13 protein-coding genes, 2 tRNA genes, 1 rRNA gene and 1 pseudogene are annotated in these 13,607 nt (G+C 56.6%); 5 read left to right on the top strand and 12 right to left on the bottom strand.

All coding sequences use genetic code 11. The features are described 5' to 3' along the window. The first annotated feature begins 45 nt into the window (after positions 1–45). Entirely contained in the window at positions 46–327 is a 282-nt protein-coding gene (ppiC, locus tag DR88_RS01585) for a peptidylprolyl isomerase PpiC (RefSeq protein WP_002883181.1), read from the top strand. Positions 328–378: 51 nt separating this feature from the next. Next, the gene (gene ppiC, locus DR88_RS01590; RefSeq protein WP_002883180.1) at positions 379–660 is read left to right on the top strand and encodes a peptidylprolyl isomerase PpiC; all 282 of its coding nucleotides are present in this window, start codon (positions 379–381) and stop codon (positions 658–660) included. Positions 661–863: 203 nt separating this feature from the next. On the opposite strand, the gene ilvC is transcribed toward ppiC (DR88_RS01590), so the two are convergent. Further along, a complete protein-coding gene (ilvC, locus tag DR88_RS01595; protein ID WP_002883178.1) occupies positions 864–2,339 on the bottom strand; it encodes a ketol-acid reductoisomerase in 1,476 nt (491 codons plus the stop codon). A gap of 152 nt (positions 2,340–2,491) precedes the next feature. On the opposite strand from ilvC, the gene ilvY reads away from it, so the two are divergent. Then, on the top strand, positions 2,492–3,382 hold the full coding sequence (ilvY, locus tag DR88_RS01600) for an HTH-type transcriptional activator IlvY (protein ID WP_002883176.1): 891 nt from the start codon (positions 2,492–2,494) through the stop codon (positions 3,380–3,382). On the opposite strand, the gene ilvA is transcribed toward ilvY, so the two are convergent. From ilvA to ilvL, 7 genes are all read right to left on the bottom strand, one after another. Next, entirely contained in the window at positions 3,379–4,923 is a 1,545-nt protein-coding gene (gene ilvA, locus DR88_RS01605) for a threonine ammonia-lyase, biosynthetic (protein WP_002883174.1), read from the bottom strand. The genes ilvY and ilvA overlap by 4 nt on opposite strands. 2 nt (positions 4,924–4,925) lie before the next feature. Continuing rightward, on the bottom strand, positions 4,926–6,776 hold the full coding sequence (gene ilvD / locus DR88_RS01610; RefSeq protein ID WP_002883173.1) for a dihydroxy-acid dehydratase: 1,851 nt from the start codon (positions 6,774–6,776) through the stop codon (positions 4,926–4,928). 60 nt (positions 6,777–6,836) lie between these two features. Beyond that, positions 6,837–7,766, bottom strand: coding sequence for a branched-chain-amino-acid transaminase (gene ilvE / locus DR88_RS01615; protein WP_002883171.1), 930 nt, complete (start codon positions 7,764–7,766; stop codon positions 6,837–6,839). Positions 7,767–7,782: 16 nt separating this feature from the next. Continuing rightward, the gene (gene ilvM / locus DR88_RS01620; RefSeq protein WP_002883170.1) at positions 7,783–8,040 is read right to left on the bottom strand and encodes an acetolactate synthase 2 small subunit; all 258 of its coding nucleotides are present in this window, start codon (positions 8,038–8,040) and stop codon (positions 7,783–7,785) included. Further along, positions 8,037–9,683 carry an acetolactate synthase 2 catalytic subunit gene (gene ilvG / locus DR88_RS01625; protein ID WP_002883142.1) on the bottom strand — a complete coding sequence of 549 codons (1,647 nt, stop codon included), beginning with the start codon at positions 9,681–9,683 and terminating at the stop codon, positions 8,037–8,039. The genes ilvM and ilvG overlap by 4 nt, the downstream gene beginning before the upstream one ends. Positions 9,684–9,685: 2 nt before the next feature. Then, positions 9,686–9,736 (bottom strand): peptide IlvX, encoded by a 51-nt coding sequence (gene ilvX, locus DR88_RS31795; protein ID WP_175426296.1) that lies wholly within the window; start codon positions 9,734–9,736, stop codon positions 9,686–9,688. A gap of 87 nt (positions 9,737–9,823) precedes the next feature. Next, complete coding sequence (ilvL, locus tag DR88_RS28725; RefSeq protein ID WP_001311244.1) at positions 9,824–9,922, bottom strand: ilv operon leader peptide; 99 nt, start codon at positions 9,920–9,922, stop codon at positions 9,824–9,826. Between the two features lie 354 nt (positions 9,923–10,276). On the opposite strand from ilvL, the pseudogene DR88_RS01630 reads away from it, so the two are divergent. After that, a pseudogene (locus DR88_RS01630) lies at positions 10,277–11,795 on the top strand (YifB family Mg chelatase-like AAA ATPase). Positions 11,796–11,819: 24 nt separating this feature from the next. Here the strand turns inward: DR88_RS01630 and DR88_RS01635 are convergent. Continuing rightward, on the bottom strand, positions 11,820–12,158 hold the full coding sequence (locus DR88_RS01635) for a MaoP family protein (protein WP_004146520.1): 339 nt from the start codon (positions 12,156–12,158) through the stop codon (positions 11,820–11,822). A gap of 118 nt (positions 12,159–12,276) precedes the next feature. Between DR88_RS01635 and hdfR the strand changes: the two genes are divergently transcribed. After that, positions 12,277–13,098 carry an HTH-type transcriptional regulator HdfR gene (gene hdfR, locus DR88_RS01640; protein ID WP_004181639.1) on the top strand — a complete coding sequence of 274 codons (822 nt, stop codon included), beginning with the start codon at positions 12,277–12,279 and terminating at the stop codon, positions 13,096–13,098. Between the two features lie 109 nt (positions 13,099–13,207). Here hdfR and DR88_RS01645 read toward each other — a convergent pair. The 3 genes from DR88_RS01645 to rrf all read right to left on the bottom strand — a co-directional run bounded on the left by DR88_RS01645 (position 13,208) and on the right by rrf (position 13,586). Continuing rightward, positions 13,208–13,283 (bottom strand) — tRNA-Trp (locus DR88_RS01645). A gap of 53 nt (positions 13,284–13,336) precedes the next feature. After that, positions 13,337–13,413 (bottom strand) — tRNA-Asp (locus DR88_RS01650). A 57-nt stretch (positions 13,414–13,470) separates the two neighbouring features. Next, positions 13,471–13,586 (bottom strand): 5S ribosomal RNA (gene rrf, locus DR88_RS01655). Positions 13,587–13,607 lie beyond the last annotated feature (21 nt).

The following is a 13,607-nucleotide window of genomic DNA, read 5'->3' as shown; positions in this document are numbered from 1 at the left end:
TGATGGTAAAGTGTCAGCCACACAAACCATCCTGAGAATGATGTCATGGCAAAAAGCGCAGCGGCCCTGCATATCCTGGTCAAAGAAGAGAAACTGGCGCTGGAGATCCTCGCCAAACTGGAGCGGGGCGTCAGCTTCGATCATCTGGCGAAACGCTATTCTAAATGTCCGTCTGGCCGCAACGGCGGCGACTTAGGCGAGTTTCAGCAAGGCGCGATGGTCGGTCCGTTTGATCAAGCCGTCTTCAGCTGTCCGCTGCTCAAACCCTATGGCCCGGTGAAAACCAAATTCGGCTACCACATCATCAAGGTGCTGTATCGCCGCTAGCGCGTGATACTATGGCGCCCTGATTTATCCCAACTCACTCAAGGCGCAATCATGGCTAAAACCGCGGCAGCACTGCATATCCTGGTAAAAGAAGAGAAACTGGCGCTCGATCTGCTCGAGCAGCTCAAAAACGGCGCCGATTTCGGCAAGCTGGCAAAGAAACACTCCATTTGTCCGTCAGGCAAACGCGGCGGCGATCTGGGGGAGTTCCGCCAGGGCCAGATGGTACCGGCCTTCGATAAAGTGGTCTTCTCCTGCCCTGAACTGGAGCCAACCGGCCCGCTGCATACCCAGTTCGGCTACCACATCATCAAAGTGCTGTACCGGAAATAATAAAAAAACCCGGGGATCTTAATCTCCGGGTTTTTGCCTGATGGCGCTTCGCTTATCAGGCCTACTAAACAAATCCATGCCTCTATGGATTTCGGCTTGCCGGAAGGCGGCAAGGAAGTACATCCCCAGGAACAAAGATTATTATGTGACTGGGGTGTACGTACCGTAGCCAACGCATCGGCAAGTCGAAAGACGACGAGGAATTAGCCGGCTACCGCGATACGCTTCATATCGGTCATATAACCGCGCAGTTTCTTACCAACCTGCTCGATAGCGTGGCTGCGAATCGCTTCGTTCACATCGCGCAGCTGCGCGTTATCTACCGCGCCTTCGGCAATCGCTGTGCCCAGGTCGCCGGTCTGCAGGGTGGTCATGAACTCTTTCAGCAGCGGTACGCAAGCGTAAGAGAACAGGTAGTTACCATATTCAGCGGTATCGGAAATAACCACGTTCATCTCATACAGACGCTTACGGGCGATGGTGTTGGCGATAAGCGGCAGCTCATGCAGTGATTCGTAGTAAGCAGACTCTTCGATGATGCCGGAGGCCACCATGGTTTCGAAGGCCAGCTCAACGCCCGCTTTCACCATCGCGATCATCAGAACGCCTTTATCGAAGTACTCCTGCTCGCCGATTTTGCCTTCATATTGCGGCGCGGTTTCGAAGGCGGTTTTGCCGGTCTCTTCACGCCAGGTCAGCAGTTTCTTATCATCATTCGCCCAGTCCGCCATCATGCCGGAGGAGAATTCGCCGGAGATAATGTCGTCCATGTGTTTCTGGAACAGCGGCGCCATGATCTCTTTCAGCTGCTCGGACAGCGCATAAGCGCGCAGTTTCGCCGGGTTGGAGAGGCGATCCATCATCAGGGTGATGCCGCCCTGCTTCAGCGCTTCGGTGATGGTTTCCCAGCCGAACTGAATCAGTTTTTCTGCATACGCCGGATCGGTACCTTCCGCCACCAGCTTGTCGAAGCACAGCAGAGAACCCGCCTGCAGCATGCCGCAAAGGATGGTTTGCTCGCCCATCAGGTCAGATTTCACTTCCGCCACGAAGGAAGATTCCAGCACGCCCGCGCGGTGGCCGCCTGTCGCCGCAGCCCATGCTTTGGCAATCGCCATGCCTTCGCCTTTCGGGTCGTTTTCCGGGTGTACCGCGATAAGCGTCGGTACGCCGAAACCGCGTTTGTACTCTTCACGCACTTCGGTGCCCGGGCACTTCGGCGCCACCATCACCACGGTGATGTCTTTACGGATCTGCTCGCCCACTTCCACGATGTTGAAGCCGTGGGAGTAACCCAGCGCTGCGCCGTCTTTCATCAGCGGCTGTACGGAGCGCACAACGTCTGAGTGCTGTTTGTCCGGCGTCAGGTTAACCACCAGGTCGGCCTGCGGGATCAGCTCTTCATAAGTGCCGACTTTGAAGCCGTTTTCAGTCGCTTTACGCCAGGAGGCGCGCTTCTCAGCGATCGCTTCTTTACGCAGCGCATAGGAGATATCCAGGCCGGAGTCACGCATGTTCAGACCCTGGTTCAGGCCCTGCGCGCCGCAGCCGACGATGACCACTTTTTTACCCTGAAGGTAGCTTGCGCCATCGGCGAATTCGTCGCGCGCCATAAAGCGGCATTTGCCCAGCTGTGCCAGCTGCTGGCGCAGGTTCAGTGTATTAAAGTAGTTAGCCATGTCTGTAACTCCGTGATGTTGTGTCGTGCTTATTGTTCGGTTCGCTTTTGCGAGAATGAACTTACTATATGACAGGAATTTTATTGCGGAAATTGATATATTCACAACGTCACGTTGCATTTTATGAAATACAAAACCGGGGAGTACGCGCCGTGGATTTACGCGATCTGAAAACCTTTCTGCATCTGGCGGAAAGCCGCCATTTTGGCCGCAGCGCGCGGGCCATGCACGTCAGCCCGTCGACGCTTTCGCGCCAGATCCAGCGTCTGGAAGAGGACCTCGGCCAGCCGCTGTTCGTGCGAGATAATCGCACGGTGACCCTTACCGAAGCCGGGGAAGAGTTACGTACCTTTGCCCAACAGACTTTATTGCAGTATCAGCAGCTTCGTCACGTCATCGATCAGCAGGGCCCTTCGCTCTCCGGCGAGCTGCACATCTTCTGCTCTGTCACCGCCGCCTATAGCCATCTGCCGCCGATCCTCGACCGCTTTCGCGCCGCGCACCCCTCGGTGGAGATCAAGCTCTCGACCGGCGACGCCGCCGACGCTATGGAGAAGGTCGTCACCGGCGAAGCCGACCTGGCGATTGCCGGTAAGCCGGAGACTCTGCCAGGGTCGGTGGCGTTTTCGATGCTGGAGAACCTCGCCGTGGTGTTAATTGCCCCGGCCCTTCCCTGCCCGGTGCGCAACCAGGTGACCGTCGAGCGCCCCGACTGGTCGACAGTGCCCTTTATCATGGCCGACCAGGGGCCGGTACGTCGGCGCATCGAGCTGTGGTTTCGGCGGCATAAAATCAGCAATCCGTCGATCTACGCCACCGTCGGCGGGCACGAAGCGATGGTGTCGATGGTCGCCCTGGGATGCGGCGTGGCGCTGCTGCCGGAAGTGGTGCTGGAGAACAGTCCGGAGCCGGTACGCAACAGGGTGATGATCCTGGAGCGCAGCGATGAGCAAACGCCGTTTGAGCTGGGTGTTTGCGCACAAAAAAAGCGGCTGCATGAGCCGCTTATTGATGCTTTCTGGAAAATTCTTCCCAACCACTAACCCGCGAGGAAAAAGCGGAATGCCGGGTTATGCGTTTCGTCGTGGCACTCATAGCCCAGCTCATTAAGACGAGTTTCAAAGTCCGGCTCGTGCTCGCCCAACTCGAAGGCCGCCAGTACCCGACCATAGTCAGTGCCGTGGCTGCGGTAGTGGAACAGTGAAATATTCCAGTGGGTGCCTAGGGTATGCAGGAATTTCAGCAGCGCCCCCGGCGATTCCGGAAACTCGAAGCTGAACAGCCGCTCCTGCAGCGCTTTTGACGGCCGGCCGCCGACCATATAGCGCACATGCAGCTTAGCCATCTCATCATCAGAGAGATCCACCACGCTGTAGCCGCCGTCGTTCAGTAACTGGAGGATCTCTTTGCGCTCTTCCAGGCCACGACTCAGGCGTACCCCGACAAAAATACAGGCGTCTTTGGCATCGGCAAAGCGGTAGTTGAACTCCGTCACTGAGCGGCCCCCCAGTAGCTGGCAAAACTTCAAAAAGCTACCTTTCTCTTCCGGGATCGTCACCGCCAGCAGCGCTTCCCGCTGTTCCCCGAGCTCGCAGCGCTCGGACACGTAGCGCAGGCCATGGAAGTTGACGTTGGCCCCGGACAGAATATGAGCCAGTCGCTCGCCGCGGATGTTATGCTGGGCGATATACTTTTTCATCCCCGCCAGCGCCAGCGCGCCGGAAGGCTCCGCCACCGCCCGCACATCTTCGAACAGATCTTTCATCGCCGCACAGATAGCATCGCTATCGACGGTGATGATATCGTCCAGATACTCCTGGCATAAACGGAACGTTTCATCGCCGATGCGTTTGACCGCCACGCCTTCGGCAAACAAGCCGACGCGCGGCAGATCCACCGGATGGCCTGCGTCCAGCGCCGCCTTCAGGCAAGCAGAATCTTCCGCCTCCACCGCGATCACTTTGATCTGCGGCATCAGCTGCTTGATCAGCACCGCCACGCCCGCTGCCAGACCGCCGCCGCCCACCGGGACGAATACGCGGTCAATATGGGCATCCTGCTGCAGCAGCTCCAGCGCCAGGGTTCCCTGTCCGGCGATGACCATCGGGTGATCGAACGGCGGCACCCAGGTAAAACCCTGCTGTTGCGCCAGCTCAATCGCTCTCGCCTTCGCTTCGTCAAAGTTGGCGCCGTGCAGCAGAACTTCGCCGCCAAAGCCGCGAACGGCATCGACTTTGATATCGGCGGTCGCTACCGGCATCACGATCAGCGCCTTAACGCCCAGCCGCGATGCGGAAAACGCCACGCCCTGGGCATGGTTGCCCGCCGAAGCGGTGATCACCCCGTGGGATTTCTGTTCGGCAGTCAGGCTGGACATCATCGCGTAAGCGCCGCGCAGCTTAAAGCTGTGTACCGGCTGGCGATCTTCACGCTTCACCAGAATAACGTTATCCAGCCGCGACGAGAGCTTATCCATTTTTTGCAGCGGCGTTTTCTGCACCGCTTCATAAACCGGCGCGCGCAGCACTGCTCGCAGGTACTCGGCGCCCTCAGGGGCGCCGGACAAGGGTTGTGAATCCGCCATGATTAGCCACCCAGCTTGGATTTATCGCGTACCGCGCCTTTGTCGGCGCTGGTCGCCAGGCTGGCGTAGGCGCGAAGGGCAAAGGAGACCTGACGCTGGCGATTCTTCGGCGTCCACGCCTGGTCGCCACGCGCCTCCTGGGCTTCACGACGCGCCGCAATTTCCGCATCGCTCAGCTGCAGCTGGATGCTGCGGTTCGGAATATCAATCGCGATCATGTCGCCATCTTCAATGAGCGCAATGTTGCCGCCGCTCGCCGCTTCCGGAGAGACGTGACCGATAGAGAGCCCTGAGGTGCCGCCGGAGAAACGGCCATCGGTGATCAGCGCGCACGCTTTGCCCAGCCCCATCGACTTCAGGAAGCTGGTGGGGTAAAGCATTTCCTGCATCCCCGGCCCGCCTTTCGGCCCTTCGTAGCGGATCACCACGACGTCGCCTTCCACGACTTTACCGCCGAGGATGGCCTCAACCGCATCGTCCTGGCTCTCATATACTTTCGCCGGACCGGTAAATTTCAGGATGCTGTCGTCCACGCCGGCGGTTTTCACGATACAACCGTTTTCTGCGAAATTGCCGTACAGCACCGCCAGGCCGCCGTCCTTGCTGTAAGCGTGTTCCAGAGAACGGATACAGCCTTCGGCGCGATCGTCATCCAGGGTATCCCAGCGGCAGTCTTGCGAGAACGCCTGGGTGGTACGGATGCCCGCCGGGCCGGCGCGGAACATTTTTTTCACCGCATCGTCCTGGGTCACCATCACATCGTACTGTTCCAGGGTCTGCGGCAGCGTCAGGCCAAGGACGTTTTTGACCTCGCGATTCAGCAGCCCGGCGCGGTCCAGCTCGCCCAGAATGCCCAGCACGCCGCCGGCGCGATGCACATCTTCCATATGGTATTTCTGCGTGCTCGGCGCCACCTTACACAGCTGCGGCACTTTGCGGGAGAGCTTATCGATATCGCTCATGGTGAAGTCGATTTCAGCTTCCTGCGCCGCCGCCAGCAGGTGCAGAACGGTATTGGTGGAGCCGCCCATGGCGATATCCAGCGTCATAGCGTTCTCAAAGGCCGCCTTGCTGGCGATATTGCGCGGCAGCGCGGAAGCGTCATCCTGCTCGTAATAGCGTTTGGTCAGCTCCACGATACGTTTCCCGGCGTTTAGGAACAGCTCCTTACGATCGGCGTGGGTCGCCAGCAGAGAGCCGTTGCCCGGCTGCGACAGGCCCAGCGCTTCGGTCAGGCAGTTCATGGAGTTCGCCGTGAACATCCCGGAACAGGAGCCGCAGGTCGGGCAGGCGGAGCGTTCCACCTGATTACTCTGCTCGTCGGACACTTTCGGATCCGCCCCCTGAATCATCGCATCCACCAGGTCAAGCTTGATGATTTTATCTGACAGCTTGGTCTTCCCGGCTTCCATCGGGCCGCCGGAAACAAAGATCACCGGAATATTCAAACGCAGGGAGGCCATCAGCATCCCCGGGGTGATTTTGTCGCAGTTGGAGATACAAACCATGGCATCAGCGCAGTGGGCGTTAACCATATACTCCACCGAGTCGGCGATCAGCTCGCGGGATGGCAGTGAATAGAGCATACCCCCGTGGCCCATAGCGATCCCATCATCCACTGCGATGGTGTTGAATTCTTTGGCCACGCCACCGGCGGCTTCAATCTGCTCGGCAACCAGTTTGCCGAGATCGCGCAGGTGCACGTGCCCGGGGACAAACTGGGTAAAGGAGTTAACGACGGCGATAATCGGTTTGCCGAAATCGGCATCGGTCATTCCGGTTGCGCGCCACAACGCGCGGGCGCCCGCCATATTGCGGCCATGTGTGGTGGTGGCGGAACGGTACTTAGGCATGCTCTTTTTACTCCCATCTGTGTTTATTAAATGGGACGGTGCGTGCCGTCCCATTTTTAATTACTTACTTACCGGATCCAACCAGCCCCATTTATCTTCTGTTTCACCGGTGAAGAGGCCAAAGAAGGCTTCCTGAATGCGTTTGGTTACCGGACCGCGACGGCCTGCGCCGACCTGGATGCCGTCCACGCTGCGTACCGGGGTGATTTCCGCCGCAGTGCCGGACATGAAGACTTCATCCGCCAGATACAGGGATTCACGGGACAACACCTGCTCGCGGACTTCGATACCAAGATCTTTCGCCAGCTTGATAATGGCGTCGCGGGTAATGCCCGGCAGCGCGGAAGAGGTAAACGGCGGGGTGAACAGTACACCGTCCTTCACTTCAAACAGGTTTTCCCCTGCGCCTTCGGAGATATAGCCGTTAACATCGAGGGCGATACCTTCCTGATAGCCATGGCGACGCGCTTCGCTGCCAACCAGCAGCGAGGAAAGATAATTACCACCGGCTTTCGCTGCCGTCGGGATAGTGTTCGGCGCCGCGCGGTTCCAGGAAGAGACCATTGCATCGATCCCCTGCTCAAGCGCTTCTGCGCCGAGGTAGGCTCCCCATGGGAACGCCGCGATGATCACGTCAGTGTTGTAACCCGGAGGCGGGTTTACCCCCATGCCGACATCGCCAACAAACACCAGCGGACGGATATAAGCGCTGGTCAGATTATTGGTTCGAATGACTTCGCGGCAGGCTTCCATCAGTTCGTCGACGCTCTGGGAGACCGGGAAACGATAAATTTTGGCTGAATCATGCAGACGCTGCATATGTTCGCGATGACGGAACACCACCGGGCCTTTGTGCGAGTCGTAGCAACGGATCCCCTCGAATACCGAGGTACCGTAGTGCAGCGCATGGGACATCACATGAACTTTCGCTTCGCCCCACGGAACCATCTCGCCATTGAACCAAATGTAATCAGCTTTTTTCGTCGTCATTTTTCTTCCTTTGCGCTCAGGCGCGGATTTGTTGTGATGTGGGTTGCTGGATCTCGACGCAGGCAACGTCGACCAGTTTGCTTAATTGACTAAACAGTAATTCGACGGGCCGCGGGCTGGCAACGGTCAATTCGATATTTATGTTCTGTGCGTCCGGCGCGGTTTCCATGTTCATTGCGCAGATGTGGAAACCCCGGTGGCGGACAACGCGCAGCACGCGCTCTAAGGTTTCCGGGTTGAAACGTGCCTGTAAAGCGACCTGATGTTGCATCATGATAATTTCTCCAGCATTTCAGAGTTACTGGCGCCGGGCGGCACCAACGGCCAGACATTCTCAAGTTCGTCGATTGAGACATGAAGCAGGTATGGCCCCTGGCTCGAAAGCATGGTGTCGAGTGCCGCTTCAACCTGGTCTTTACGGGTGATGTGTTGGCCAGGAATACCGAAGGCGCTGGCCAGCGTGAGGAAATCAGGGTTATCAGTCAGAGTGGTTTCGCTATAACGTTCCTGGAAAAACAGCTGCTGCCATTGTCGAACCATCCCTAACCGCTGGTTGTCGAGTAACACGATCTTCAGCGGTAACTGCTTGCGTTTAACGGTGCCCAGCTCCTGTACATTCATCATGAAGGAGCCGTCACCGGAGATACAGATCACCGTATCGTTAGGGCGCGCCACCTGGGCGCCAACGGCGGCCGGCAGGCCAAAGCCCATGGTGCCTAAGCCGCTGGAGGTGATAAAGTTTTCCGGGCGGGTATAGGTCATATGCTGAGCCGACCACATTTGGTGTTGGCCAACGTCGGTGGTCACCACGCTGTCCGCCGGCTTGCGGTCGGAAAGCTGCTTCAGCAGCAGCGGCGCGTAGATTGCCTCACCGGGATGATCGTAACGCCAGGCATGCTCGGCACGCAGTGCGGCACTCCGCTCGCGCCAGCCATCGATAGCTAACGGCTGCTGCAGCGCCGGCAGCAGGCAGTTCAGATCGCCTGTCAGACCGATATGCGCCTGACGCAGCTTGTTCAGCTCCGCCGGATCGATGTCCATGTGGATCACTTTGGCATGCGGTGCGAAGGTATTGAGCTTACCGGTCACGCGATCGTCAAAGCGCGCGCCGACGGCGATCAGCAGATCGCACTCCTGTACCGCCAGGTTGGCCGCCTTAGTGCCGTGCATTCCCAGCATGCCGAGATAATAGGGATAATCAGCATCCACCACGCCCAGCCCTTTCAGGGTGCAGGTTGCCGGCATCCTGGTCACCGCCAGGAATTCGCGCAAAGCCGGTACCGCCTGCGCCATGCCGACCCCGCCGCCAACATACAGCATCGGTTGCTGCGATTGGGCCAGCATCTGCAGAGCCTGCGCCACTTCCGCCTGCGGAAATGCCATCTCATCGGCGACGGTAGAGAAATGGGGATCGAGGTCGCCCTGCGCCATCTGAATATCCTTAGGGATATCAACCAGCACCGGACCTGGACGGCCTGAGTTTGCCACCTGGAAAGCCTCAGCAATAACCCGCGGCAGTTCGTCCAGAGACTGCACAAGGAAACTGTGCTTAGTACAGGCCAGTGACAAACCGAGAACGTCTACTTCCTGGAACGCATCCGTGCCGATGAAGGGTGCGGCCACCTGGCCGGTGATAGCTACGATGGGAATAGAGTCAAGCAGGGCGTCCGCCAGGCCGGTGATCAGATTGGTCGCGCCCGGGCCGGACGTCGCGATACACACCCCGGTTTTACCGGTTGCTCGCGCATAACCAATGGCCGCCATGGCTGCCCCTTGCTCATGCCGGCACAGCAGGTGCTCCACGCCGCCGTCATACAGTGCATCGTAAACCGGCATAATTGCGCCACCCGGATAGCCAAAAACTGTGTCGACTCCCTGTGTCCGCAAAGCATGTACCACCCACTGCGCGCCATTCATAGTTAGTTCCCCGTCATAAATCGGGAGAAACAGAATTTTATGCTAAAAGTCATCATCTGCTCCTCGCTTAGGTTATTTCAGTTATAAAAAAACCCCCGGACCTTTCGGTGCGGGGGTCTTAGTTCGTTAAGGCTTGATTTCTAAGCCTTTCCTCGTCCAAGTGCAGCCCCGCACGGTGGGATAATAATCACCACCACGCTAATCACGACCAGGCTAATCACTCGTAGAAGGGCTGTCATTTTCTATACTTTCTGGCTTCTTGTTCGAAGGAATACCTAAAGAGTTACCACAGACATCACATAAAGCACAAGATTTTTTTATATCTTCGTTGCTGATCAGCCTAACGGTTTCAATAAAAATAATTGTTTTATATGAAAAAAATCAAAAATGAAAAAAATTCAGTTTTCTCACCCCTGCCGCGCTCTTCGGCGCCCTCTTTGCCAACATAGCTCTGTTTTGCGATCAAACGTCCATTTTCGGCTAAATGTAACGATATGCCGCGAAAAGTATGGATACGCAGTTCTAAATTCGCACTTTTTCCATTCTCGCTTTACGTCATGCCAACCATAATTCTTCTCTGTCCAGGAGGTTTTATGTCGCTCGCTATCGTCTATACTCGCGCGGCGCTCGGTATCGAAGCGCCATTGATTACCGTTGAGGTTCATCTCAGCAACGGTCTTCCTGGTCTAACTATGGTCGGGCTGCCGGAAACCACCGTGAAAGAGGCCCGCGACCGGGTCCGCAGCGCCCTGATCAACAGCGGCTACGCTTTTCCTGCGAAGAAGATAACCATTAACCTGGCGCCAGCGGATCTGCCCAAAGAAGGCGGACGATACGATCTGCCCATCGCTCTCGCGCTTCTCGTTGCCTCAGAGCAGCTCAACACGACGCGACTGAATCAATATGAGTTTGTGGGCGAACTCGCCCTTACAGGTGGGTTACGAGGCGTTCCAGGGGCGATCCCCAGCGCAATGGAGGCCATCAAAGCCGGCCGGCGCATTGTCGTCTCCTCTGACAATGCGGCGGAGGTCGGCCTGATCGGCGGCAGCGATTGTCTGGTCGCCGACCATCTGCAGGAGGTTTGCGCATTTCTTGCGGGGCAGACATCGCTTTCGCCGCCTCTCGCCGAGGCGCCTGCTCGGGATGAACGCTACGAAGATCTGCTCGATGTTATCGGCCAGCAGCAGGGCAAACGAGCGCTGGAGATTGTGGCCGCCGGTGGTCACAATCTGCTCCTGATAGGCCCGCCCGGGACCGGGAAAACCATGCTAGCCAGCCGACTCCCCGGTCTCCTGCCGCCATTAAGCAATCAGGAAGCGCTGGAGAGCGCGGCCATACAGAGTCTGGTCAACCTCCACACCGCAAAGACGCGGTGGCGTCAGAGGCCGTTCCGCGCCCCCCACCATAGCGCCTCGCTGGCAGCGATGGTGGGCGGCGGCTCGATACCGGTCCCCGGTGAGATTTCCCTGGCCCATAATGGCGTGCTGTTTCTTGATGAACTGCCGGAGTTTGAGCGGCGGGTACTGGATGCGCTACGCGAACCCATTGAGTCAGGCAAGATCCACATATCACGCTCGCGCGCCAAAATTGACTATCCGGCGCGCTTTCAGCTTATTGCAGCGATGAATCCAAGCCCGACAGGACATTATCAGGGTAAACATAATCGTGCATCGCCGGAGCAGACATTGCGCTACCTTGGACGCCTGTCAGGCCCCTTCCTCGACCGCTTCGATCTTTCCTTAGAGATCCCATTGCCACCGCCAGGAATACTGAGTCAGGGCTCGCAGGGCGAAGAATCGAGCGCAACGGTCCGGCAGCGGGTGCTGGCGGCGCGTGAACGACAAATGCTCAGGCAAAATAAACTCAATGCCCATCTTGAGAATCGTGAAATGAAGAACTGCTGCCGCTTAAGGCGAGGATGCTGTCTGGCTGGAACAGACGCTAACGCAGCTGGGGCTTTCTATTCGCGCCTGGCAGCGTCTGTTAAAGGTTGCGAGAACCATTGCCGATCTGGCAGAGGTTGAAGAGATTGAACGCTGTCATTTGCAGGAGGCGCTCAGCTATCGGGCAATTGATCGGATGCTCAACCATCTGCAGAAAATGATGGCGTAAAAAAAGGGCTTACGCCCTTTTTTCTTAGTCATCGCTTTCGGTGTAATCGTCAGCGCCTTCCATCTGCGGTTTGCCGCCGGACAGAGTATGGAAACGCTTCGGCCGCTTGATACGCGCCATATACTTAATCCATACGCGTTCTGCTTCCGTCACCGGCTCACGTTCACCACGGCACACCGAGACAAATTGTTTTTCATCTTCGGTAACAGGTTCGCGCTTACCCAGTTCCAGTTCGTTAAAGGCATAACCATGACGTTCCAGCAGTTGCGCCTCTTTGATGGTGAAATCACCGTGACGGGAGAACCCGCGTGGATAATTTTTATTGTCGAAAAAACGATTAGTCGTCGTAAAGCTTTCCGCCATCCTACACGCTCCTGATTCTTTGGCCGAGCTATTTATGGCGCGGAGTATTAGTTACGCTTGACAGAGCGTCAAACAAAACATTTAAATCATCACGACAAATAATTTTGTGGAGAACGGTGTGGATACGGAATTGCTCAAGACTTTCCTGGAAGTGAGTAGAACTCGTCACTTTGGGCGAGCAGCAGAGGCGCTTTACCTGACACAGTCAGCAGTCAGCTTTCGTATTCGTCAGCTGGAAAATCAACTTGGTGTGAATCTGTTCACCCGTCATCGTAATAACATCCGCCTGACGACCGCCGGCGAAAAGCTCCTCCCCTATGCCGAAACGCTCATGAATACCTGGCAGGCTGCGCGCAAGGAGGTGGCACACTCTTCGCGACATAATGAATTCTCCATTGGGGCCAGCGCCTCCCTGTGGGAATGTATGCTTAACAGCTGGCTCGGTACCCTCTACAGCGCACCTTACAATCTCCAGTTTGAAGCCCGTATCGCGCAGCGGCAGTCGTTGGTTAAACAGCTTCACGAACGCCAGTTGGATCTGCTGATCACCACCGAATCGCCGAAGATGGATGAATTAAGCAGCCAGCTGTTGGGTAATTTTACTCTTGCCCTGTATTGCGCATCGCCTGCAAAAAACAGAAATGAATTGAATTACTTGCGCCTTGAATGGGGGCCTGATTTTCAGCAAAACGAAGTGGGACTGATAGGAAGCGATGATGTTCCGCTGCTCACTACCTCTTCAGCTGAACTGATCTATCAGCAATTATCGCGCCTGAACGGCTGCTGTTGGCTACCTGTTCGCTGGGCGAAAGAGAAGCATGGGTTACATACGGTCATGGACAGCGCTACGTTATCCCGTCCACTTTATGCGATCTGGTTACAAAATAGCGATAAGCAGGCGCAGATCCATGAGATCCTGAAAAACCCTATTCTGGAATAAACGCTACTCTCCATGGACGGAGATCAGCAAGGTATTTTCGTAGGGGATATTGCCAATGGAGATTAGAGATAAAAAAAAATCCTTTGCCTGAGCAAAGGATTCTTATAAATGGCAGGGGCGGAGAGACTCGAACTCCCAACACCCGGTTTTGGAGACCGGTGCTCTACCAATTGAACTACGCCCCTAAAATTTTCTTACCACTAAGCCTGCTATTTGAGCAGGCTTAATGTTAAATAAGTGGCGGAACGGACGGGACTCGAACCCGCGACCCCCTGCGTGACAGGCAGGTATTCTAACCGACTGAACTACCGCTCCACCGAATTTCTTCGCTTTATTACCACCGGTTGTCACCCCGGCTTACTGCAATTTGATGCCTGGCAGTTCCCTACTCTCACATGGGGAGACCCCACACTACCATCGGCGCTACGGCGTTTCACTTCTGAGTTCGGCATGGGGTCAGGTGGGACCACCGCGCTAGTGCCGCCAGGCAAATTCTGTTTTATCAACAC

Origin of the sequence: Klebsiella pneumoniae (assembly GCF_000742135.1) — a bacterium.
In the GTDB taxonomy this organism is placed as follows: domain Bacteria; phylum Pseudomonadota; class Gammaproteobacteria; order Enterobacterales; family Enterobacteriaceae; genus Klebsiella; species Klebsiella pneumoniae.
This window is presented reverse-complemented; position numbering and strand designations above follow the sequence as displayed.

What these genes read in the sequence shown, in the direction of transcription:
- ppiC (WP_002883181.1), top strand. Translation starts at nt 46, where the DNA reads ATGGCAAAAAGCGCAGCGGCCCTGCATATCCTGGTCAAAGAAGAGAAA.
- ilvE (WP_002883171.1), bottom strand. Translation starts at nt 7,766, where the DNA reads ATGACGACGAAAAAAGCTGATTACATTTGGTTCAATGGCGAGATGGTT.
- ppiC (WP_002883180.1), top strand. Translation starts at nt 379, where the DNA reads ATGGCTAAAACCGCGGCAGCACTGCATATCCTGGTAAAAGAAGAGAAA.
- ilvG (WP_002883142.1), bottom strand. Translation starts at nt 9,683, where the DNA reads ATGAATGGCGCGCAGTGGGTGGTACATGCTTTGCGGACACAGGGAGTC.
- DR88_RS01635 (WP_004146520.1), bottom strand. Translation starts at nt 12,158, where the DNA reads ATGGCGGAAAGCTTTACGACGACTAATCGTTTTTTCGACAATAAAAAT.
- ilvA (WP_002883174.1), bottom strand. Translation starts at nt 4,923, where the DNA reads ATGGCGGATTCACAACCCTTGTCCGGCGCCCCTGAGGGCGCCGAGTAC.
- ilvD (WP_002883173.1), bottom strand. Translation starts at nt 6,776, where the DNA reads ATGCCTAAGTACCGTTCCGCCACCACCACACATGGCCGCAATATGGCG.
- ilvM (WP_002883170.1), bottom strand. Translation starts at nt 8,040, where the DNA reads ATGATGCAACATCAGGTCGCTTTACAGGCACGTTTCAACCCGGAAACC.
- ilvL (WP_001311244.1), bottom strand. Translation starts at nt 9,922, where the DNA reads ATGACAGCCCTTCTACGAGTGATTAGCCTGGTCGTGATTAGCGTGGTG.
- ilvC (WP_002883178.1), bottom strand. Translation starts at nt 2,339, where the DNA reads ATGGCTAACTACTTTAATACACTGAACCTGCGCCAGCAGCTGGCACAG.